We start from the raw sequence: 24,188 nt of genomic DNA, 5'->3' as shown, positions 1-24,188 counted from the left end.
AAATTAATATTTAATTATGGGGCTGGAGTTGGTGCAGGTGCTGGAGCGGGTTCAGAAACAGGCGCTGGTGCTGGAGCTGGAGTAGGTTCAACGACAGGTGCCGGAGCAGGAGTTGGTTCAACTACTGGATCTGGAGTAGGTGCTGGTGTTGGTGTTGGAACAGGTTCTACAACTGGTTCTGTAATTGGAGATGGTGTTGGATCTGGAGTTGGGATTGGTTCAGAAACTGGAGGTGTACTCGTTGCAACAACAGGAGGAGTTGAACTTGCTTGAATAGGATTAACTACAGGTTCTACTGGAATTACTACTGGATTTGGAGTGACTATCGCAGGATTCTCTGGAACTACTGGTATTGTTGAAGTTGCAACTTCTGGAAGAGGAACACTAGCACATGTACCTTGAATCTTATTCCAATCACCATTCTTGATAGTTACACACCATACTGCACCAGAAGCCTGATCTACGATTTCCATACCTTTGGAGATAGCGACTGTTCCTGCTTCAACACGATTGATATAAGCGACCTTGGCCGTAAATCTGTCTACGACCCAATCACCTGCTGAAGAAATAATATTTTTGACCGCCTCTGCGACAACGGCAACAAATGAAGGATTTGAAGTCAAAACAGAAGCTGTTGAAGAAGAGACAGCAGTAACAAATTCTGTACTTGAAGCCAAGTTTGAAGCAACAGTAGCGCTAGTTGAAGCTACGAGAAGTTCCATATTCAAAGTACTTGAAGCTAATATTGCATCAACTTTCAAATCCAAAGCTACGATAGCGTCGGCTAGACTTTGTACTGACGAAGAGGTTGTCTTGATCTGACCATCAATACCCGCTTGCATATCAGCTGTACTTGAAGCCAAAGAACTCATATCTCCAGACAATTTACTCAATGACTGACTGACACAAGTGACATTATTTGAACAAATGTCTCCAGAAATATTTACATTTCCTAGATCGTCAATAGACAAAACTCTCTCGCCTTTTTGACTCTTTAAATACAAAGCCTGAGTAGTGGTTGAATTGATAGGTTGTGCTTCAGTGAAGCTGAAGTTGTTTGCGAAGAATAGATCACCAGTATAGGTATTGTCTGCACGGAAACCGCCTATGACCTGTAAGTTACCAGTGATAGTAGAAGTTGCTCCGGGTGTATTCATTGTCAAAAGTCCATTCTGATCAATTTGTAGAGATGGTGAGGCATTGGTTGAAGTAGAAATTGCAAACAAAGGTGTAGTACCAGAAGTTGCTCCTTGGATAGAAAGTTTTGCGTATGGTGAAGATGTAGCAATTCCCACATTTCCAGTACCGCTAACCATAAAGTATGAACCAGTGAATGTTGCTGTTGTCGTACCAATATTGAAAGCTGGGTATGTGGTTGTAAATGGTGAGATTGCAAAACTACCCCAAGGAGAAGTCGTACCGATACCTACTCCGGCATTTGTAATATTACCTCCACCATCAGAAAGACCTCCGATAGTAAGCATTGGCGCACTATTCAAATGAGCAGTATAACTCTGTGGTGTATTTGCAGGAGCGCCAGAATCTATGACAAGTTCTGCCCATGATACAGCACCGGCATTTGTTTCAAAATTGAAGTTTCCTGTTTGGAGTGAAGAAGCTGAAGTAATACCTGTGTAAGCTTCGTAGATAAGACCACCATTTCCAACATTAAATCCACCAGCGATAGTAGTCGTTGCTGTAGAAGTACCCATGCTTATACTGCCGTTTGCTAAGACACTAAAGAGAGTGGTTGTGGCATAAGCACTGGTAGAAGAAGCGATTGCAAACAAGGTGGAGTTATAAGTATCAGTTGCTCCGGCGTGAATAGAAAGTTTTGCAAATGGTGAAGTGCTACCGATACCGACATTGCCACCAGTTGTAGCAAAGTAAGCATTTCCTGTTGAACTGATCTGTGTGGTACTTGCATATCCGAAGACATTCAAGCCTGTCCATGTATTGTAATCAGATAATAGAGTAGAACTTGATGTGCCGTCGCCTGCACCACCACCGCCACCTATACAAACATCATTAACAGCAAAACATCCTGTTCTTAGGTTTATACCTGTGCCAAATGTTGAAGTGGCTGTGGCTGAGATGTTGATGGTGTTACTGCCAGTATCACCCAAAGAAAGGATAGAACCTGGGGTGGTTGTTCCTATTCCAATATTTCCTGAGAAATAACCTGTACCATTTTCCAATACACTCATGAGTGTTGTTGAAGCACTGTTTGTTAATTCAAACATCCTATTTGTTCCTGTTGAAGCCCCCCAAACTGAAAGTCTGGAATATGGAGTGGTTGTACCAACGCCCAATTCTCCTGCAAATGAGTTATCACCCGTACCATAGAACACTGCGTGTCCAGTACTATTTATAGTAGCTACCGTAGCTTGAGATCCGTTTGAAAAGATGACTCCTTGATTGCCGTGATCGTAGTTGAAATAGACAGCTCCAGACTTTGCGCTAAGTATTGCATTACCGGTTGCAGGATTTGTTCTAAAATCACTGTATGAGGTACCAGCATCACTGTTGCCTGTATAGAAACGGAAGGCGTCAGCGACTATTGATTGGCCACTAGATTTGAATGTTCCACTGACATCAAGAACATTTGTTGGGCTTGCTGTTCCGATACCAACATACCCATTTCCCAAAACTGTAAGTAACGAAGCTCCAGTAGTAGAAGCCACTGTAAAGAGTGGTAATGCTCCATCTTGTTGTGCAGAAGTAGAAACTGAAAGAGTTGAGAATGGTGAAGTTGTTCCAACTCCTACCTTTCCACCTGTTGTAGCAAAGTAAGCATTTCCAGTTGAACTGATCTGTGTGGTACTTGCATATCCGAAGACATTCAAACCTGTCCATGTGTTGTAATCAGATAGTAGAGTAGAACTTGATGTGCCGTCGCCTGCACCACCACCGCCACCTATACAAACATCATTAACAGCAAAACATCCTGTTCTTAGGTTTATTCCTGTGCCAAAGGTTGAAGTGGCAGTAGCTGAGATGTTGATTGTATTGTTTCCAGTGTTTCCGAGAGAAAGAAGAGTACCTGGAGAGGTTGTGCCGATACCGACACTTCCATTATTCAAAACTTTCATAAGTGTTGTTGAGGCACTATCTACAAGCTCAAATATTCCTCCTGTTCCAGTACCATTACCAAAAACTGTCAATTTTGAACTAGGTGTAGTCGTACCTGCAGATGTACCTCCGATAGATACTCTCGGCCAATCAGATTGAAGATTACCAGCACCATCTGATATACCATATATAGTAAGTGTTGAACTTCCGTTTAGACCTGCTGAATAACTCTGGACTGTACCGCTTGGAGCATTGGAATCTGTAGGAAGATCTACCCATGAGACCATACCTGCATTTGTTTCAAAATTGAAATTAGAAGTCTGTAGAGAACTGATATAAGTAATACCTGAACCCTGTTCGTAAGTAAGTCCACCACTACCTACATCAAAACCACCAGCAAATGTTGAGGTTGCTGTTGTAGAAGTTGCATGGAAGTATTCAGCCACTACTGGACCAACTACTGAAAGTTTTGCATAAGGAGAAGTTGTACCAATTCCAACATTACCCAAGAAATAGCCTGTACCATTTTCCAACATACTCATAAGTGTTGTTGAGGCACTGTTGGTTAGCTCAAACATTCTGTTTGTTCCTGTTGAAGAACCCCAGACGGAGAGTTTGGAGTATGGGGAGGAGGTGCCTACTCCTAAATTAGTGCCAAGTGTTCCATCAGCAGACTGGACTATAAGATTAGATCCAGAAGCCCCAATTGCAGGAAAAGCTGAAGTGGTTCCTCCAAGATTAATTCTTGAAAAAGATGTTCCAGCGTTATTATAGAAAGAAAATTGACCATCAGCAGTTGAATAAATACTACTACGACCATTCCATATCAAGCCGTAAACACCACCCGCATATAAGGCTCCACCAGCAGCAATATTTCCACTAGCAGATATTCCCCCTGTCACATCCAAAGCAACCGTTGGATTAGATTTACCAATTCCAACATACCCATTTCCCAAAACAGTTAATAACGTCGCACCAGTCGTAGAAGCTACTGTAAAGAGTGGTGATGCTCCATTTTGTTGTGCAGAAGTAGAAACAGAAAGAGTTGAGAATGGTGAGGTGGTACCAATTCCAACATTACTATTGAATATATTAGAACCTGTCCAAGTATTATTATCAGACAAAAGAGTAGAACTTGCTGTACCATCACCTGCGCCTGCACCACCTCCTACGCAGACGCCGTTAATGGCAAAACAACCGGATGTAATATTCCAACCTACGTTAGAAGTAGAAGTAGCTGAACCGGAGATATTTAGACCAGCCAAAGTAGTAGTGCCAAAGCCGGTGGTAGCTACAGAGAAGACCGAGCTGGTAGCCGCGTTCAGTATCTGGAAAGCCGTGGCTGAATTGGTTGGAGTCTGGAAAACCACGTCGCCGTAGATGTTAAGTTTGGCTAATGGAGTGGTGGTGCCGATGCCGACGTTGCCTGGTAAATATTGCGTAGTAAAACCAGTACCCAACTGTAACTGTGTACCACTATAAGAAACAGCGGTTCCACCATTAAGTTGAAGATAAGTTGCTATATTCAATAGACCCGAAGAATTCATACTCATAACTGTGTTTGCTCCAGACGCGACAATAAAAAGCTTTGTTGGATTATTTGTCCCAATCCCAACATTCCCATTTCCCAAAACTGTAAATAACGAAGCACTTGTAGTAGAAGCTACTGTAAAGAGTGGCGTTGATCCATCCTGTTGAGCAGAAGTAGAAACTGAAAGTTTACTGAAAGGAGAAGTGGTACCAACTCCAAAATTCCCTGTACTTGTAATGTACGAGGCACCCTGATTGCCGAAATAAACATTACCAAGAGCGCTTGAAGAATCATAACCGAGATAAAGATTACCAGCAGTACCATTTGCAGTAGAACCTGTACCTCCAGCACCACCTGATATATATAGACTCCCTCCAGCACCACCATTATTGGTTGTAGCACCACTAGCATTACCTCCAGCACCACCTTTCAAAGTGAAAGCTCCACCATTACCAGCAGTATTAGAACTTGCTAGACCACCATTTGAAGCATTACCTCCAGCACCACCAGCCAAAGTCATGAGACCTCCGTTACCTGCAACTCTAGACATAAAATCAATACTAGGAGAAGCCGTTGCACCTCCAGCACCAGCAAGCATAGATACTGCACCTCCAGCACCACCTGTCTCTGAGAAAGTAGAAAGTCCTGCGGAACCTCCAACACCAGCTGTAAGTTGCAAACCGCCACCGATACCACCAACACCAATATTTGTATCATTTGAATTTCCTCCGATACCACCGGCTACAGAGAAACCTAGAGGAGCATTTGTACCTGTACCACTACCAACAACGGTCGGTTGAGGATTTGTGATAGCAAAGCCTCCGAGAGAACCATTGACTGCCATTGTAACTCCACCAGTAGAAGAAACCCCGACATTCATGTAATTACTCGTGTTATATGCGAGCTGGAATTGAGGAGCGGAAGCGTTGAAGACTGACAAAGCTGAGGTAGGAGTAGTTGTACCGATACCAATAAAACTATTTGTCTGATTTATAAATATAGAAGAAGTTGCAGAAACTGCTTGCAAATTTGCAGAGTAATAAGGTATCTGACCAGGTGTACCCAATGCAATAGCACTAGCACCCAAAATTCCCAATGTTGAAGTTGCAACTAAGTCATATTTTCCAGTACCATCACCCATAAGTAATTTTCCATATGTTGGAGATGTAGATGTACCTGTACCTCCATAAGCAATTGAAAGTGTTGAAGTTGCAGAAACTACTCCGTTGACAGCTTGGAGAGAACCATTCAAATAACCGATAGTAACATTACCATTTGCAGAAACTTTAAATAGACTTGAGACTATATCTGTTGCTGTCGTTGAAGAAACATTGAATAAATCTGCTTGAGAACCCAAGACTCCGGCAACATCCAATCTTGCCAAAGGTGAAGTCGTTCCAACACCAACATTACCAACAAGAGTAGACAAGCCTTCAACTTGTAAGACTGAGCCACTTCCATTTGCAGTAGAAGCTCCAATGAGAACATAAGGACTCATTAGACCGAATTGACCATCAGAACCAGCACCTACACCATCAACCAAATGGAGGTAACCACGACTACTTGATGCGGCTCCAATCTGTATAAAAGCATCATTATCATTACCTGCTAGCAAATTACCAGTACCGTAACCGAGGAACAATCCGCGAGAATTATCATCTTTGAATATACCCACATGTCCATAATCTTGATTGGAAATAAAGTTTGCTATCTTACCTGCTGTACCAAAATAACCATCAGCTATGACATTAAGAGGAACTGAATTATCTATAAGTGATGTTCCACCAATGATAGTGTAGCCACTAAAGCTAGAAGTCCCATCAACTGAAAACTTACTGACAGGACTTGTCGTACCAATGCCAACATTGCCTCCCAATGTCGCAAGATATGTATCAGCCGTTGTTGTGAATTGTGTTGAAGAGGCATACCCAAAGACATTCAAACCTGTCCATGTGTTGGTGTCTGATAGTAGAGTAGAACTTGCTGTACCATCTGCACCACCGACACAAATTCCGTTGACGGCGAAGCAACCTGTTCTTAGATTTATTCCTGTACCAAATGTTGAAGTGGCAGTAGCTGAAATATTAATGGTACTGTTGCCGGTATTTCCAAGAGAAAGGAGTGTACCTGGGGTGGTTGTTCCAATTCCAATATTACCCAAGAAATATCCTGTGCCATTTTCCAACATACTCATGAGTGTTGTTGAAGCACTGTTGGTTAATTCAAACATTCTGTTTGTTCCTGTTGAAGAACCCCAGACGGAGAGTTTGGAATATGAGGTAGTTGTACCGATTCCGATACCAGCATTTATAATATTCCCAGCACCATCAGAAAGACCTCCGATAGTGAGCATTGGCAAACCGTTCAAGTTGGCAGTGTAACTCTGTGGTGTATTTGCTGGGGCACTACTATCTATTGGAAGATCTATCCAAGATACAGCACCTGCATTGAGATCAAAACTTAAGTTACCCATTTGGAATGAAGAAGCTGAAGTGATACCTGTAGAAGCCTCATAAACAAGTCCACCATTTCCTACATCAAGCCCACCAGCAAATGTTGAAGTTGCTGTTGTGGAGGTTGCATAGAAATATTCAGCCACTACCGGACCAACCACTGAAAGTTTCGCGTATGGTGAAGTTGTTCCAATTCCAATATTACCCAAGAAATAGCCTGTGCCATTTTCCAACATACTCATGAGTGTTGTTGAAGCACTGTTGGTTAATTCAAACATTCTGTTTGTTCCTGTTGAAGCACCCCAGACGGAGAGTTTGGAATATGGAGAGGTGGTGCCGATGCCGACGTTGCCACCAGTCGAGACTCTCATCCTTTCTGAACCACCAGCATTAACTACAAGAGGATAAGTACTTCCATAAGTATCTCCTATATTTATAGCAGAATTTGCTAATATAAGAGAAATCACATTACTTGTTCTATAAGAGGCTGCGTTCACACTTCCATTAACATCTAATGGATACGCTGGATTCATTGTTCCAATCCCCACATTCCCATTTCCCAAAACAGTTAATAGCGTCGCACCAGTCGTAGAAGCTACTGTAAGAAGTGGTAATGACCCGCTCTGTTGTGCAGGAGTAGAAACAGAAAGGGTTGAGAATGGCGAAGTTGTTCCAACTCCTACCTTTCCTCCAGTCGTTGCAAAGTAAGCATTTCCTGTTGAACTGATCTGCGTGGTACTTGCGTAACCAAAGACATTCAAACCTGTCCAAGTATTAGTATCAGACAAAAGTGTAGAACTTGCTGTACCGTCTGCACCGCTCAAACAGACGCCGTTAATGGCGAAACAACCTGTTCTTAAATCTATTCCCGTACCAAAGGTTGAAGTGGCAGTAGCCGAAATATTAATGGTACTGTTGCCGGTGTTTCCAAGAGATAAAAGTGTGCCCGGAGTGGTCGTGCCGATGCCGATATTTCCATTGCCTAAGACAGAAAATAGAGAAGCGCCCGTAGTAGAAGCAACCGTGAAGAGCGATAACAATCCACTCTGCTGTACAGGAGTAGAAACAGAAAGAGTTGAGAATGGCGAAGTTGTACCGATACCAACATTTCCAGAAACTATCAAACTCTGCATGGAAGAAGTTCCTGATTTACTGATTGACCAATCTGCCGTGTTTAATGAAAATTGACTTAGGCTTGAAAGACCGTAAGCATTCAACGTTGACATTCCACCACCTAGTTGTATTCCCTTTGTAAAGCTACCACTTTGTGCATAAATAGATTTGAAACGATTGCCGGTTGGGGTAAAGATATATGTTTGACCGCGAGATGTACCTCCGCCAGCGGCACCATATGCTCCAACCATAACATCAGAGTACCCATCATTATTTATATCTCCAGCAGAAGTAACACTGGAACCAAAAGCATCACTAGTGGCAATTCCTGAAAAAGCAACGTCTGCAGATGAAGCTGTATAAGTACTTGAAAGATCAGACTTACCGTAGAAAATATATGCTTGACCGCGAGATGTACCTCCACCAGCGGCACCAACTGCTCCAACTATAATATCTCCATATCCGTCACCATTCACATCTCCAGCGGAGGCAACACTGTAACCAAGAGCATCACTATTGGCGATTCCGGAAATAGTTACATTAGCGGAAGATGCAGAATATGTACTTGCTAAATTTGATTTACCGTAGAAGACATAGGCTTGACCGCGAGAAGTACCTCCACCAGCTGCACTACTTGCCCCAATGATAAAGTCAGAATATCCATCACCGTTCACATCTCCAGCAGAAGCAGAACTGATACCCATAAAGCCCATATCTACCATTCCAGTGACAATAACATTCGCAGAAGAAGCTGAATAAGCACTTGCAAGGTTTGGCTTACCATAAAAGATATAGGCTTGACCGCGATTATTACCTCCAACATCTGCAGATTGTGCACCAATGATCACATCGCCATATCCATCACCGTTCACATCTCCAACAGAAGCTACGCTATTACCCATCTGAACACCATCGGTATTTCCTGAAATAATAACATCAGCATTTGCTGTAGTATATGTACTTGCAAGGTTTGGCTTACCATAAAAGATATAGGCTTGACCACGATCAAAACCTCCATCATCAGCAGACAATGCAGTCATGATCACATCGCCATATCCATCACCGTTTACATCTCCTGCAGAAGCTACAACTTGACCATTACTATCATAATCAGCCGCTCCGGAAATAATTACATTTGCAGAAGAAGCAATTATTGCACCTGTGAAATTTGGGCCTCCATAAAAGATATATGTTTGACCACGATATGAACCTCCGCCAGCAACATTAGTAGCTCCGACTATCACATCGCCATATCCATCACCGTTTACATCTCCAGCAGAGGCGACACTAGTACCAAAACTACCAGAATCTTCTGAACCAGAAAGGATAACGTCGGCAGAAGCAGGAGCAAATGTTGTCCTAGGAGTGGTTGAACCAAAGAAGATGTAAGCTTGACCACGATCGGTACCTGCACCATCAGCAGCAGTTGCACCGATAATAACATCGTTAATACCATCACCATTCACATCTCCAGCAGAAGCGGAACTAACACCAAGTAGATCTGAATTAGCGATTCCTGAAGCTGTAATATTAGCTACGGAAGCAACAGCGGAATTTAGAGTGTAGCTACCAGCGGTATATAGGTTAGTCATTGAAGGAGCAATGTTGCCTTCCACAAAAAGTTTTTCTGAAACAGTAGAAGTCCCAATCCCCACATTCCCATTTCCCAAAACTGTAAATAATGAAGCACTCGTTGTAGAAGCAACTGTAAAGAGTGGTAATGTTCCACTCTGTTGTGCAGAAGTAGAAACTGAAAGTTTACTGAAAGGTGAAGTTGTACCAACTCCAACATTCCCACCAGTTGTTGCGAAATAGGCGGAACCTGTTGAAGATATCTGCGTGGTACTTGCGTACCCAAAGACATTCAAACCTGTCCAAGTGTTAGTGTCTGATAATAGAGTAGAACTTGAAGTACCATCTGCACCACCGACACAAGTTCCGTTTACAGCGAAGCAACCTGTTCGTAGATTTATTCCTGTACCAAAGGTTGAAGTGGCTGTAACTGAAAGATTGATGGTGCTATCACCGGTATTTCCAAGAGAAAGAATAGTACCTGGAGTGGTGGTGCCAATTCCGATATTACCCAAGAAATAACCTGTACCATTTTCCAACATACTCATTAGTGTTGTTGAAGCACTGTTGGTTAATTCAAACATTCTGTTTGTTCCTGTTGAAGAACCCCAGACGGAGAGTTTGGAATATGGGGTAGAGGTGCCGATGCCTACGAGGCCGGCATCTTTAATCGTCATAACTGTGCCGACAGAGGCTGTTTTGAGAGCAAGATCAACACCAGAATTTGCAAAAGAATACGCTCCATTGGAAACCGAGTCATAATATATTCCTGTATTCTGAACAAGTAGATGAGTACCGGCTATCATGGTTGTAGCATTTATATTTCCATTAACATCTAAAACACTTGTAGGCACCGCCGTACCAATCCCCACATTGCCATTCCCAAGAACCGTAAGTAGCGAGGCACTCGTTGTAGAAGCAACTGTAAAGAGTGGTAATGATCCGCTTTGTTGAGCAGGAGTAGAAACTGAAAGTTTACTGAATGGTGAAGTGGTACCAACTCCAACATTACCTCGCAAATCAGCTAAGACAATTTTACCATTACCTCCACCTCCAGTTAGACCTGGATTTATTGTTACATTTCCACCAACACCACTCCCATCAGTAGCACCACCATTACCGGCCGTAAATGTTAAACTACCTCCGTTACCATCTCCTAAAGCAGAACTTGCTCCATTACCAGCGATAAGGATAATATCCGCTCCTTTACCCCCAGGGATCGAAGATCCTCCACCACCGGTTCCTCCTTGAACATAGAGAGCTGTTGGTGCAATCCTAGTTTCCGCCGTACCTTGTGTCTTGCCGTTTCGTCCTAAGATACTGAAAATTGCAGAAGGGCTCGTGCTTCCAACCCCAATCATTCCTTCATTTGTAACTATAAAATCTGTTCTAGTAGAAGAACCAATGACGAATGACGCCCCATCACCAGCAATTGGATTGATTGCAAATTTTGCGAATGGCGAAGTGGTGCCGATACCAACATTCCCACCAGTCGTAGCAAGATAAGCATTTCCTGTTGAACTGATCTGAGTGGTACTTGCATAACCAAAGACATTCAAACCTGTCCATGTGTTGGTATCAGATAATAGAGTGGAACTGGCCGTACCATCTGCACCACTCAAACAGACACCGTTGACTGCAAAACATCCCGTGGAGATATTCCAACCTACGTTAGAGGTAGAAGTAGCTGAACCAGAAATAGTTAGACCAGCTAAAGTAGTAGTACCAAAGCCTGTAGTAGCTACAGAGAAAACCGAACTGGTGGCCGAGTTTAGTATCTGAAAAGCTGTGGCTGAATTTGATGGAGTTTGGAAAGATACGTCACCATAAACATTAAACCTAGATGATGGAGTAGTTGTTCCGACTCCGACATTACCATTTGATAAAATTGAAAAGACACTTTGTGCTGCGCTCCCAAAAAATTCTGCAATCTTACCAGCACCAGATTGTAAGACACTGAAGAAAGTTGAAGATGATGAAGTAGCATTTTGTATATCAGAGCGAAGGAATTGTGAAGAATTCAATCCAGATAAGGTGTCAGCAGAATTTGCAGAAAGAGCCACCGTAGAAGTTGCGGAATAAAATGCGGAAGGGACAGCTCCGAGAATCTTACGAGGTGACATTTCCCCATCCCATGAAGCCGTTGCTCCAGAACCTCCGATCTCAACACCGAGATATAGAGGCTGATTGAAATCAATGCCATCTAAAGCAGTCGTACTTCCAAGCATGGTGCTAAATAATCCACTAGTCAAAGTTATTCTACTATCCGCACCTGTACCCAAACCATCACAAGTTGAAGTGTTACACCATGTCTCAGTCCAAATAGGTGAACCTCCAGACAAGGTCGTATAAAGTTTGAAACGAATACTATATGAACCATTGGCAACATTTGAACCAACACTATCGGTCAATTTACCTTGATAATTTATCTCTGGATTGAAAGTAGTAGCAAATGCTTGTTGAATTCCGAATGAAGCCGTAACAACCAAGACAAATATTGAAATCTTTGAAATAGCATTGAAAACATCTCTGGAAATAGTAACTCCAGAAGTTTTTGGTTTGTCTACAGTCTGATGTTCTGGAGAATAATTGATCCACTTACGAAGCAATGCGATAGCCAAAATAACAAGGATGATTACCAAGAGCAACAACAATATGCCCAAGAAATCAAAATTATTACCGAAATCAAAAGGCATTGCATTGAAAGCAAGCGCAGCAAGAGTTCCATTCAAACGTTTCAAACCTTTATTTTCATAATCCAAAATAACTACTGACATTCCATAACGACCAGATTTACCCAAAGCACCAATAGTCGCTTCATAGTAAGTCTTGTCAGCATTGATACGTAACAAAAATGGGAAGACTTTTGTTTTATCTGATGGATCTTGCAAGGTGAAAGCAACTGTCTTCAAAATTTCAGGAACTTTGTTGTATGCAAGACGAATAGTTAGATTTTCGCCACCTTTTATAGCAACCGTACTACCGATAACTGAAAGATTTTTCCCTTCTTGAATAAATTCAAAATCAGACAAAGTAATCTTTTTGATCATCGGATCCACATTTGTTGACTCTGGAATATTTATAAATGGATCTGTTGAAGTTGGCGAGACTACTATCTCTCCAGCTGGAGCGATGCGAGCTTGAGCCAAAGCACCTGAAGAATATTCTCCATCTATACCCTTTGCAAAAATAGCATAGTAATACGTAGTACCGATTTTTGCACTCTTATCTACAAAAGATTGACCATCACCCTCATATATAGGAGTACCGTCAAATTGATCTATTGGGAAAAATCCTTCTGTACGAACTATTCTGACATTATTGAATCTCTCATCTATAGGATTGTCCCAAGTAAGATTGATATTTTTGTCTGTAGCTTGTGCCAAGAAATTTGATGGGTTTGGCAAAGGACCAAGTTCTACTACAGCAAGATCAGTCTTGAAAGAAATATCTCTATATGTAGATATACCTTGACTATTGGTAGCTGTAATCCTGACAAAATATGTTAAACCTTCAACAAGACCATTTATCATTTGAGAATGTTCTTTTCCATAAAAAATATTTTGAAGGGAACCGATTTCAAAATCATTTGAGAATCCCCACTGGACTTTCGTCTGAGCTGATACATTGGTCTTAAATGAAATATTTGCATTATTTGTTCCAGCGACGACCTTAATATCAGTGATATTGATCACTGAAGATCCCGAACTTCCTCCACCAGAAGAAGGTGGTGTTACTGGAGGAGTTACAGGAGGAACAACTGGTGTTGCTGTAGTTGTAGCTGTAGAAGTGGCAGACTGTCCAGACAATTGAATAATTGAATCAAAAGCTTCTACTGTATATGAATAAGCTGTCTCTGGAGTCAAACCTGTATCGGAATAAACCACTGAACTAGTTGTGGCCAAAAATACAGAATCACGGAAAATCCTATAACCAGTAACTGTGTAGAATGTCGGAACCGAAGCTGTCCAAGAAAGATCAATCTGTGTATCAGAGACTGCGGTAGCCAAAAGATTGGAAGGTATTGCCGGTGGTGTTGTAGCAACTCCAGTAGTAGTTAGAGAAGTTGTAAATGTAGACTGAACGGCAAAAACTGACAAAGGAGAAACAATGAAAGAAATAATTAAAGTAAAGATAACAAAACATCGAGGTGCAACCTTGATGATATTTTTTCCTAAGTTTTTAATAAAATTTTTATTCATTGCTTCTTTGCCCCCTTTTTCTAATCCCTAATTCTCTATCCTCTAATCCCTTACCCTCACAATGCCACTACCGTAATCGTTGTCGTTGCCATATAAACTCCGTCTACTTGTATATGATTACTCCCTGATTCCGCTCTAAACTTTATCGTTGACGCTGTACCAGATGGATTGTTTGATGAAGTTCTATTTAGTATCGTCTTTCCTGTCGTTGATAAACCATTCCAACAAGCATCTGCAGTATCACTTCCTGCAACCCCACAAACTCCACCAGAATCTTCATAATCAACATCCAAATCAGTACTCTCTGGAGTAAAGGCAAAAGAAGAATTTGTTGAAGCGTTCGTAAAAGTAAAATCAGGGACCGCACCAGCTGGAACATAATCCGTAAAACTATCTGCCGATGTCCTAAGTGCTGGAGACATAGTTGCTGCGATCGTCGCTGAATAACCAGCAGGATTGTCGGTAGTTACAGTAAAGGATGTCTGTCCATTGGCTGTACCTCCGGTAACACCTCCGAATGAAGGAGACATTGTTACATTTGAAGATTGCGTGACTGAAACTGTGTAGATATCTTGAGTCTGTTGATAACCAGCTTTCATAATGTAATTGGTACTAGACGACATACCTGTTGCAATTTCTCCGGCAGTATCTTCAATGACATAAGAAGTAGAAGTGGCACGTCCTCCACCAAAATTGATACTGTCATTTTCAAGTTTGTAATTTGTGCTAGACATAACCTCTGCGTTGACAACATTCAATAGACCAAAGATTGAAACTACAAAAAAGGCAGTAACGATTAAGACGGTAAACTTGCTGTGATATCCGACATCACAAGAATTTTTCCTTAAGTTTTTAATGAAATTTTTGTTCATTGCTTCTTTCTTAACTCTTACCTCCTACCTCTTAACTCTTACCTCTTCCTTCTACTTTCTCGTTATCTTGAACTTCTTGAATATCCATCTCACTAATCCTATAAAAACCACCAGACCCGCTATCACCATCAACATCATCTTCCACGGCACGATCCAGAATGTGACACTCATCTCATCTTTGAGGTCACCGTAACCTCTCTCTATGACCGCATGAGCTGTGTATCTTCCAAAGAGAAAAGGTGCTTTCCATTCAACCTCACGAAAGCGAAGTGAATTTGGCATAGCAAACCATGGTTCAACTTTTATATTTCCAACATTTGAACCAAGCAGATTGTTTATAGTTATTGTTCCACTTGGATTGAGGTGAATATTTCCTGAATTCTTGTACAAAAGATCAAAGACTACAGGCTCTCCTCCAGAAATAAACTTGTGATTGCCAGCTAATATAAAACCTGTAAGCTCACCACTTTCTTTGACTGCACCAGCAACTCTCACAAAAACCAAAGTACCTATACGAGTGATTATTGGATTAGTTGTATTGACTCCGGTTGAACTAGAATTGTCACCAGCCTTACTCACGGTACCGATGACAACACTTCCATATAGACCACCTGGCTGAGCATTCTTAGGAACAGATACAGTTATCAAGACGCGAGACTTTACAGCATGAGGAATGTCTATTGAACTTGTACCTATCTTCAAATAATCCTTGAGCGAATATGGGCCACGGTCATTACCCAACAAGACAACAGTTTTGTCTGGATCATTTGAGCCGACGAAATCTTCTTCTACGATTGAAAAAGTTTTCTCTGTACCTAATCTGTTCGCAATAGTAAGTTCAAAAGTTTTTGATTCTCCAGGAGCAATATCTATCTGGACTTTTCCTGGACCAACAACAAAATCATTGAATACTGTATTTTCTGGCAAAGTTTCAAAAGAGACTACTGCTTTTTCTGTAACAGGACTTGTCGTGGTGGATGTTTCTACTTTTGCCAACACCATATTGGAGACACCGACTACGACTACAAATATTGCAAGGATCGCTAGCACCTTATTCAGATTGACAGTATTCAATTTGTTTATAATCGTGATTTTTTTCATATTTTTAATTTGCAGTCGCTGTAAGTGTCGTTGTAGCAACATAAGTATCATCTGGGATAACTGGACTTGGATTGGCATTGATAGTAACTCTAAATTTCAAAGTAGTTGTTGCTCCAGAAGCTGGCGTCTGCCAAGTTCTATTGACTACCGTATACGCTGTTGAAGTTGCTGCTATCCAACATTTGTCAGCAGTATCACTTCCACCAGCAGAATCACAAGCACTAGCAGCGTCTTTGAAAGAAGTTGCTAGGTCAGCAGTCGTAGACGCTTCAACTGAATAACCAAAATATGCCTTATTGGCTGGAACAGTAAAACTAAAATCTGGAACACCTGCTGTAGCTGTTACATAAGCTGGAATAGAATTGGATGAACTAGCATTACCGATCATACCTACCGATGAACTAGCCATGATAGTCATCATGTACCCAAGACTACTGTTAGTAGTCACCACTATCTGCGTTTCGCCTGTTGCTGTACCCCCAGTCAAACCTCCCAAAGAAGGAGAAAGGGTTACATTGGACCCTGGTGTCGTGAAGGAAATCTCTTTGGAGACTGTTTGCGCGATAGTGAAGGTGTTCTGGGCACCCTGTAATATCGCTGGTTCTAAAAATAGGAATATCCAGAAGATTGCAAAGAATCCTATTCCTATTTCCAATATTGCACTGATAATATTTTTTTTCATATTTTTACCTTAAATCTTTATAATAGAGGGCTCATTATGTCTTTTGATAAACTTTACGGTGTCACGCTTGCCCCCTTACCATCTACCGGAACCATTACATAAATAAAATCTTTTCCTTTTGACTCTCTAAACACTGGAGTGATCACACCTGCTGTACCACTCTCATCTGGACTAACTTCAACTTCATCTGAAAACGAACCCTTAATCTTTTGTTTAACCGCTTCATCTACACTATCCGAACCACTTGATGATGTGACTGCTAAACCATTTGGTGATAGTCCTTGACTACCACCAAAACCATCTGGCGGAGATGTATCGTTGAGAGTGAGTTTTGATGTTTTTGTAAACAAAGATGCAATATTGCCAAATCCATTTTTAACAAAAGAAGTAGCAACCATTATCACATCGTAAACATTTGCTCTGGCCGATCCCGATGCAACACTAGGAGAACTAGAAGCATTGGTTGCGACCGAGACTTCTTCACTATTGAAAATATTGAAAGTCATCGTACCCATACCGATAAAGAACATGATTACTAGAGCTGAAGCAAGTGCACGTCTCAAAATTATTGAACGAGTAAGTTCTGGATATGAGATGATAGGTTTTCCTACTGTAGTTAACTTCTTGAGAGACTTTGTAACTTTTCCAGCGATCTCACTAGCTGATCTATTTTTTGTAACAGCTGATTTACTTTCATTCTTTGATAAGAATGAAAGTATTTTTTTATTCTTAGAAACATTCGCAACTGGTGTAACAGGCTTCTTCAATACTGGTAACAATGGCCTTTCATCAGAAGTGTAAACAAATGATGAACCAGAAACTTTGGATTGTGCAGGAGTAGACCCCGAAACAACAGGAGCTTGTTGATTTGATATTACAGGATTTGAACTAACAACTATTGAGGAGTTTGTAACTGTTACAACATTGGTTGAAGTCTGAGTCTGTGTAGAAGCGGAAGTCTTAATTGCTTCTGAGCTTACAACCAAGTTCCTATTTTTCTTTCCACGGAGATTTTCAATCCTGTTTCTGACAACTTCATCTTGGAGAACATTTGTTTTGTGTAGACTGAGAGACTCTTCGGTAATGAACCATGCACGTCCGACCATTTTGCAATCCAACTTTCCTGCTCGACAAAGTTGTCCGATGTAATCAGAAGCATAGTCCGAGATTTCGGAAGCTCGTCTAGACGAGATGTATTTTTTACCTTCAATAATAAAGCTATCTTTCATATTGGTTCGCTAATCATTATATCGTAATCTTTAACGAAAATATTCAGGAAAACTGTGGACAACAAATTATAAAACAGAAATAAAAAAAGGTATGTAGTAATTTTTCCGGAGGTGTAACCTCCGTAAATCTCAGAGGCTGTAATTTCATTTATAGGGAAAGATATATCAATACTTAAAAGAGTCGGGCGACTAGATCGTGTAGAGACCTGTTTTAATCAGGAAGGGATAAACTTAGTATATAAATAGTACTCACACAATAAATATACGGCTAATATTATAAGGTGTGATATAAATAAATATGATGGTTTTACAAGTAGACAATAATTTCAATTCAAAACTTGGCTTTAAAATCGTTTATAGGGCTTTATGCACATTTTTAAGAGTTGCACCTTAATAAATATGTTAAACTTATAAACGTAAAGCTAAAAGTTGATCATGAATTTTTATTAAAATTTTCTATCTTATTTTACCCTTTATAAACATTAATACGATTTAGACAGAATTTGCATAATTTTAGATTACATTTTATTCAATTTATATATATTTAATAACTATTATCAATGTTTATTAACCTTTAATTTTATGGATATTCTTCAAACAAAACTTATAACTATACAGAAAGCAGCCGAGATATTGGGTGTTACCCCTCTCACATTACGCAATTGGGACAATAGCGGTAAATTCTCAGCAGGACGTCACCCTATCAACAATTACCGCGTTTATAAAGTATCTGATATAGAGAAACTACTTATAGAAATAGAAGTCAGTCGTGGAATGAAGAAGCCTACGAAAAAGCAGGTCCGTAAACTCATGGTTCAACATCTGACAGATTAATGTTAATCTATACGGTATATGGAAAACAATAAATATATACCAACTATTGGCTTGGAAATACACGCCGAGCTTCGTACTAATTCAAAGATGTTCTGTTCTTGTAGGAACAATCCAGATGAAGAAAAACCTAACCAAAATGTCTGCCCTATCTGTCTAGCTCACCCAGGTACTCTTCCAGTCCTCAACAAAGAAGCAATCAAACATGTTATCCGCGTAGGTACAGCCATAGGTGGAACTATTGCCGATTTTACAGAATGGGATCGCAAAAATTATTTTTATCCTGATATACCAAAAGGTTACCAGATCTCTCAATACAAATACCCTCTCGTCTCTGGAGGAAATCTTGCTGGCATTGAACTAGAGAGAATCCATCTTGAAGAAGACACTGCCCAGTCCACTCACGACTCACACGAAAAAAGTTTAGTAAATTTTAATAGATCTGGAGTACCGCTCATGGAGCTCGTTACAAAACCTGTCATCCATGATGCCGTCACTGCTGTACGTTTCGCAAAAGAGTTGCAACTACTTTTACGTTACCTTGGAGCTGGTGAAGCAAATATGGAAAAAGGAGAAATGCGTGTTGAAGCAAATATTTCTATCGCCTCCCCCGCTGACACTACCAAAGGAAAATTTGGAACGAAGACTGAAGTCAAAAATTTAAATTCATTTCGTTCTGTAGAAAAAGCTATTGAGTGTGAACTTCTACGTCAGACTTCTCTCCTTGAAGCTGGTGAAGTTGTCGTGCAAGAGACTCGAGGTTGGGATGACTCCGCCGGAGAAACTTATTCTCAACGAAAAAAAGAAAGTTCTCATGACTATCGCTACTTCCCTGAACCAGATATTCCAAAGTTGAAAATTTCTGAGATGCCGGAATTTTCTAAAAATGTTATAGAAAAAGATTTGCCAGAGTTGCCATGGACAAAACGAGATCGCTTCAAAAATTCTTTTGGCATGACTGACAAAGAAGTTGCGGTATTCATAGAACAACCAGAAGTTGCAAAATATTTTGAATCAGTCATTTCCACATTCAAAGGTGATGCAAAGAAGATCAAACTTGCTGTCAACTATCTCCTCACTGATTACTTGGGACTACTCAAAAAAGTCTCTGGTACAAATGATTCAACTGGCACGACCGATTCAACAGAAAATGTCAGTTCAAATACAAACACCGAAAAAAATAATTCAGCAGATAAAAAAGGTTCAATCGGATCTGATGCAAAATCTTCGGGCATTCTCGGACCAATCGGATCAGACACCTTCGCTGAACTCATTGAACTCATCGTAAGTGGTGACCTTTCTTCACGTGGAGCAAAAGATCTTTTGATATTACTCGTAGGTGGAACTGATAGCAAATCGACTCATGTTGAAGCTGGTCAATTGCGTGCATTCGCTGAAAAAAATAACCTTATCCAAAAGAGTGATCTTGGTGCACTTGATCCAGTCATCGCAAACATCATCTCTACCAACCCTTCTGTAATAGCTGAATACAAAAACGGTAAAACTGCTTCACTCCAATTCCTCATAGGTCAAGCGATGAAAGCCACAAAAGGTTCAGCCAACCCTGAAATACTGAAGAAGTTACTCATAGAAAAGATTGGTTAACACTTTTCTGATGTCTGACATCCGGAACGAATTAGAGCCATATAAAATATTTAAACATTAATAAACTATAATAAACACCGCCAACTAGCGGTGTTTTAATTCCCTACCCTTTCGAGAGACATGTCTCTGTTTTTCCGAAATCTCGGCTGACTCCGGAGGTTACACCTCCGGAGGAAATCTTCATTGTTTCTTCATAACTTTTTTATCATTTCTTTAACCTTTCTTTATCAGGATTTTAACTCGTCCTGATAATATACAATTTCGGAGGTTACACCTCCGGAAAAATATGAAAGAAATTTACTATCATATCTACAACCGAGGAGCTCATAAAGCAGTCATTTTTAATGACGCCAGCGACTATTGGCGTATGTTGAAACTACTCTATATAGCTAATAATACCGAATCTTTTGAACTCAAAGGTTTCGGAGAAAAAGATATATTTTCAATTGAACGTAAAGGTACGCTTGTTGATATTGTCGCTTATTGTTTAATGCCTAATCATTTCCATATCGTCTTAAAACTTCCGGAGGCTTCACCTCCAGAAAACATTACTAAATTCATGCATAAATTCTGCACTGGCTATTCTGGTTATTACAACAAAAAATACGATCATTCTGGAACTATCTGGCAAGGATCGTTCAAAGAAAAAGGTGTGTACGAAAAAGATTATCTTGATAAGCTAATCAATTATGTCCATCTAAATCCTTACGGGATCAAGGAACCAGAAATGTCAAAAGAAGCTCAGAAGGAACATGCCATGGAAGCAATGGCCTATTCTAAAAATTATGAGTACTCTAGCTTCAAAGATTATTTAGGTGAGATTCGTAAACAAACACCAATACTGTTTTCCGGAGGTTACACCTCCGGAAGAAACTTCCCTACTCCGCCAACTTCTTAGTCAATTTATCCGACAAATCTTTAATAGATCCATCATCTAAAATACTAACAGTGAGAATAGTCGGCGTCTTATTTCCGGAGGTTACACCTCCGGAAAGACTCTTTCTCGCTTCTTCTATCTTTTCTGGACCTACAAGATCCGTCTTCGTAAGAATTATTATTTCTTCTTTTTGATCCAAACCCTCACCAAATCTCTCCAATTCTTTTCTAATACCTTGATAAACTTCTATAACATTTTCATTCTCCAAAGAAACAAGATGGAGCAACATTTTTGTTCTCTTTACATGCTTCAAGAACTTATGACCGAGACCTTTACCTTCAGCCGCACCTTCTATAAGTCCTGGCAAATCAGCGAGAATATAACCTCCTGGTAAAGCTCCTAGGTTAGGATCCAGAGTTGTAAATTGATAACTACCAACCTTCGCGCGTGCCTCCGTGAGTGCGTTCAGCAGACTAGATTTACCTGCATTAGGAAGACCAATAAGCCCCGCGTCAGCGATGAGGTTCAATTCAACCGTAAAGTCAGCCTCTTCACCATAGACACCGTCAGTTGATTGCTCAGGTCTAATATTTGTAGAAGCCTTGAAGTACTCATTACCAAGACCGCCACGACCACCGTGTAGAATCTTCTGTTCTTCCCCTTCATTGAATAGCTCAATTGTACGTCCAGTCTGCAGATTTACAATCACTGAACCGATCGGTAAATCTATATAACAATCATCTCCAGCCTTACCTTGCATATTAAAATTTTGTCCATCGTCACCATTTCTAGCTTGGAATAATTTTGTAGTTTTATGTCTAGCTAAGATATTTATATCGCGAACAGTCCGTACGTAGACATCCCCACCAGGTCCACCGTTACCACCTCCTGCGCCAGCAAATTCTTTATTCTTCTCATGACGCCAACGAACAACGCCGTTACCGCCGTTGCCTGCTTTTGCATGAAATTGTATTTCGTCAATGAGAGCCATGATGGTAGAGGTAAGAGGTAAGAGGTAAGAGGTAAGAGGTAAGAGGTAAAGAAGCCGATGTAATTTGTGATTAATCTTAGCTCTTACCTCTTAACTCTTAGCTCTACTCTCCATCCTTGATGTTAGTAAATGATGTTCTATATATCTCTAGTAATGCAAAGAGTAATGAAAGTATGAGAGGTCCTAGAACAAATCCGACTGGTCCAAAAACTGACAATCCACCCAAGACTGAAATAAGAATAAGGAATGGATGAATGTGTACTCCTTTATTGATCAAATGAGGACCAAGAATATTATCAATAAGGCCTACCGCGACTGTTCCCCAAATAGTTAACCCTACCGCATAAGGATAATTACCAGTTAATACCAAGTACAATATTCCAGGGACAATAACCAGACTTGTACCTATTCCAGGAATAAAGGCTGCGATAGATGCCACGGCACCCCAAACCGCTGGAGCCGGCACACCGAAAATCCAGAAGCCAAATCCAGTCAGTATTCCTTGAATCAAAGCAACGACGACAGTACCTCCGAAAACCGACAGAATGGCTTTCTTCAAAGTTATGGTAATATACTCATCATAATTATCAAGCAAGGGACTCCATGAGACAAATTTTCTCTTGATCATTGCTCCATCTCTAAGGAAATAGAACATTGATAATAAGAAGACGAACAAATAGATTGCAACCGTCGCTACACCAGTGAAAATCTTATCCAGATTGCCAAATATCCAGATCAAAAAGCCTTTCATATACTCTGTAATGTTCAGCGAATCAAAAGAATAAGCTGGGAAAACATTGAAAAGTCTATTTGATAATGACTGGGACAATGAATTTAGACTATTGATAATAACCGAGCGTTCTGATTCATCTGTTAAAGCTGTGTAAAGAGATTGGACTTCAACGTACATTCTACTGATCAAAAAGAATACTGGTACAACGACAACGACAACAAGAATAAGGACGGTAAGAAAAGCAGCCAAATTTGTCCTAGCTGCTCCAGCACCAACTTTACCAACTCCAAAAAGTTTACTGAACCAACGATAGACTGGGTAAGCAATAACCGAAGCAGCTATACCCAAAATGATCGGTGTCAAAAATGGCAAGAAAATAAAGACTGACGCTACAACAGCACAGAGTAATAAGACAAAAAAGAAGTATGCGGAGACTCTTGAAATCATGACTATAGATTAACACACCATAAAGGTTTTGGGAACCAGATGCCTGACATCCGGAAATATGCTATATTTCAACAACTTCTGGAAGCCTCGCTTCCGTAAACCACATCATTATGGCCATACAAAACTTCTTATTCAAGCAATTACTCAAATCAAAGATGAAGGATGTTCCTCAAGCAGAACAGGATAAAATTTTTGAATTATTAGAAAAAAATCCCGATTTCTTCAAAAAAATAGCTGAGGAAGTGCAAAGTAAAGTCAAAAACGGAAAAGATCAGACTACAGCTGTCATGGAGACTGTAGAAAAACATAAGGAGGAATTACAAAAAGTCTTTGGTGGTAAATAATTATTCCTTCGGTTCGCCAAAGCCCTGAGCTTGTCGAAGGGCGGAGGCGACCAGAAAATCACTCCAAATAGTCAACCACGGTCAAATCTTTGTCTAGTATTTTATCTGCTTCACCAAAGAGAAACTTCCCTTTAAATTTCTTTCTCTTCAAAAATAGTGGTATCCAATAGACGTCATCTGGCCACATTTCTTTGAACGGAATCTCCTCTACGAAAAACCATTGCGGTTTCATCTCATCACTCTCGGTTGGTCTACCACGAAAATCATCGGTCTTAAATATATGGACTTCCAAAATCTCGGGGTTGCCCTGAAATTCAAAATCCAAAATTCCAACTTTTTCAAGATTGACAGCTTTGATACCCGCTTCTTCATGTAGTTCCCTCACCGCAGCATCCTCTATAGTCTCTCCTTTTTCAACCTTACCACCAAAACCATTCCATCTACCAGCTCCAAAGCCTTTCTTCTTCATTCCAAGAAGGACTTTTGGATGTTGATGAACTATGCAAAGTGTTAGTTGTTTTTTCATTTGAAAA

General features: G+C 40.5%; 12 protein-coding genes. 4 read left to right on the top strand and 8 right to left on the bottom strand.

From position 1 onward, the window contains the following. Positions 1–14: 14 nt before the first annotated feature. From WCS89_03370 to WCS89_03350, 5 genes are read right to left on the bottom strand one after another with little or no spacing between them, the layout of a single operon-like run. On the bottom strand, positions 15–13,943 hold the full coding sequence (locus WCS89_03370; protein ID MFA6554524.1) for a hypothetical protein: 13,929 nt from the start codon (positions 13,941–13,943) through the stop codon (positions 15–17). A 56-nt stretch (positions 13,944–13,999) separates the two neighbouring features. Continuing rightward, a complete protein-coding gene (locus tag WCS89_03365; GenBank protein MFA6554523.1) occupies positions 14,000–14,815 on the bottom strand; it encodes a hypothetical protein in 816 nt (271 codons plus the stop codon). A 51-nt stretch (positions 14,816–14,866) separates the two neighbouring features. Further along, on the bottom strand, positions 14,867–15,916 hold the full coding sequence (locus WCS89_03360) for a hypothetical protein (GenBank protein ID MFA6554522.1): 1,050 nt from the start codon (positions 15,914–15,916) through the stop codon (positions 14,867–14,869). Between the two features lie 4 nt (positions 15,917–15,920). After that, positions 15,921–16,598 (bottom strand): hypothetical protein, encoded by a 678-nt coding sequence (locus WCS89_03355; protein ID MFA6554521.1) that lies wholly within the window; start codon positions 16,596–16,598, stop codon positions 15,921–15,923. A 53-nt stretch (positions 16,599–16,651) separates the two neighbouring features. Continuing rightward, complete coding sequence (locus tag WCS89_03350) at positions 16,652–17,827, bottom strand: hypothetical protein (GenBank protein MFA6554520.1); 1,176 nt, start codon at positions 17,825–17,827, stop codon at positions 16,652–16,654. Between the two features lie 582 nt (positions 17,828–18,409). Here WCS89_03350 and WCS89_03345 point away from each other — a divergent pair. The 3 genes from WCS89_03345 to WCS89_03335 all read left to right on the top strand — a co-directional run bounded on the left by WCS89_03345 (position 18,410) and on the right by WCS89_03335 (position 21,161). After that, positions 18,410–18,661, top strand: coding sequence for a MerR family DNA-binding transcriptional regulator (locus tag WCS89_03345; GenBank protein MFA6554519.1), 252 nt, complete (start codon positions 18,410–18,412; stop codon positions 18,659–18,661). Between the two features lie 18 nt (positions 18,662–18,679). Beyond that, entirely contained in the window at positions 18,680–20,263 is a 1,584-nt protein-coding gene (gatB, locus tag WCS89_03340; GenBank protein ID MFA6554518.1) for an Asp-tRNA(Asn)/Glu-tRNA(Gln) amidotransferase subunit GatB, read from the top strand. Between the two features lie 286 nt (positions 20,264–20,549). Then, positions 20,550–21,161, top strand: a complete 612-nt coding sequence (locus WCS89_03335) for a transposase (protein ID MFA6554517.1) — start codon at positions 20,550–20,552, stop codon at positions 21,159–21,161. Here the strand turns inward: WCS89_03335 and obgE are convergent. Together obgE and WCS89_03325 are read right to left on the bottom strand one after the other, a co-directional pair. Beyond that, positions 21,142–22,131 (bottom strand): GTPase ObgE, encoded by a 990-nt coding sequence (gene obgE, locus WCS89_03330; protein MFA6554516.1) that lies wholly within the window; start codon positions 22,129–22,131, stop codon positions 21,142–21,144. The two genes, WCS89_03335 and obgE, sit on opposite strands and share 20 nt — an antisense overlap. Before the next feature lie 103 nt (positions 22,132–22,234). After that, positions 22,235–23,311, bottom strand: a complete 1,077-nt coding sequence (locus tag WCS89_03325; protein MFA6554515.1) for an AI-2E family transporter — start codon at positions 23,309–23,311, stop codon at positions 22,235–22,237. Between the two features lie 110 nt (positions 23,312–23,421). Between WCS89_03325 and WCS89_03320 the strand changes: the two genes are divergently transcribed. Then, on the top strand, positions 23,422–23,655 hold the full coding sequence (locus tag WCS89_03320) for a hypothetical protein (GenBank protein MFA6554514.1): 234 nt from the start codon (positions 23,422–23,424) through the stop codon (positions 23,653–23,655). A 58-nt stretch (positions 23,656–23,713) separates the two neighbouring features. Here the strand turns inward: WCS89_03320 and WCS89_03315 are convergent, their stop codons facing one another. Then, positions 23,714–24,181 carry an 8-oxo-dGTP diphosphatase gene (locus WCS89_03315; protein MFA6554513.1) on the bottom strand — a complete coding sequence of 156 codons (468 nt, stop codon included), beginning with the start codon at positions 24,179–24,181 and terminating at the stop codon, positions 23,714–23,716. Positions 24,182–24,188 lie beyond the last annotated feature (7 nt).

It is taken from the genome of Candidatus Paceibacterota bacterium (assembly GCA_041666915.1).
Classification (GTDB): domain Bacteria; phylum Patescibacteriota; class Minisyncoccia; order Phycocordibacterales; family PALSA-1337; genus C7867-002.
The sequence above is the reverse complement of the archived record's forward strand: the minus strand, read 5'-3'. Positions and strand labels throughout refer to the sequence as shown.

Bases quoted from the DNA above. Each gene is read 5' to 3' on its own strand.
- WCS89_03370 (MFA6554524.1), bottom strand. From the start codon at position 13,943: ATGAATAAAAATTTTATTAAAAACTTAGGAAAAAATATCATCAAGGTT.
- WCS89_03365 (MFA6554523.1), bottom strand. From the start codon at position 14,815: ATGAACAAAAATTTCATTAAAAACTTAAGGAAAAATTCTTGTGATGTC.
- WCS89_03360 (MFA6554522.1), bottom strand. From the start codon at position 15,916: ATGAAAAAAATCACGATTATAAACAAATTGAATACTGTCAATCTGAAT.
- WCS89_03355 (MFA6554521.1), bottom strand. From the start codon at position 16,598: ATGAAAAAAAATATTATCAGTGCAATATTGGAAATAGGAATAGGATTC.
- WCS89_03350 (MFA6554520.1), bottom strand. From the start codon at position 17,827: ATGAAAGATAGCTTTATTATTGAAGGTAAAAAATACATCTCGTCTAGA.
- WCS89_03345 (MFA6554519.1), top strand. From the start codon at position 18,410: ATGGATATTCTTCAAACAAAACTTATAACTATACAGAAAGCAGCCGAG.
- gatB (MFA6554518.1), top strand. From the start codon at position 18,680: ATGGAAAACAATAAATATATACCAACTATTGGCTTGGAAATACACGCC.
- WCS89_03335 (MFA6554517.1), top strand. From the start codon at position 20,550: ATGAAAGAAATTTACTATCATATCTACAACCGAGGAGCTCATAAAGCA.
- obgE (MFA6554516.1), bottom strand. From the start codon at position 22,131: ATGGCTCTCATTGACGAAATACAATTTCATGCAAAAGCAGGCAACGGC.
- WCS89_03325 (MFA6554515.1), bottom strand. From the start codon at position 23,311: ATGATTTCAAGAGTCTCCGCATACTTCTTTTTTGTCTTATTACTCTGT.
- WCS89_03320 (MFA6554514.1), top strand. From the start codon at position 23,422: ATGGCCATACAAAACTTCTTATTCAAGCAATTACTCAAATCAAAGATG.
- WCS89_03315 (MFA6554513.1), bottom strand. From the start codon at position 24,181: ATGAAAAAACAACTAACACTTTGCATAGTTCATCAACATCCAAAAGTC.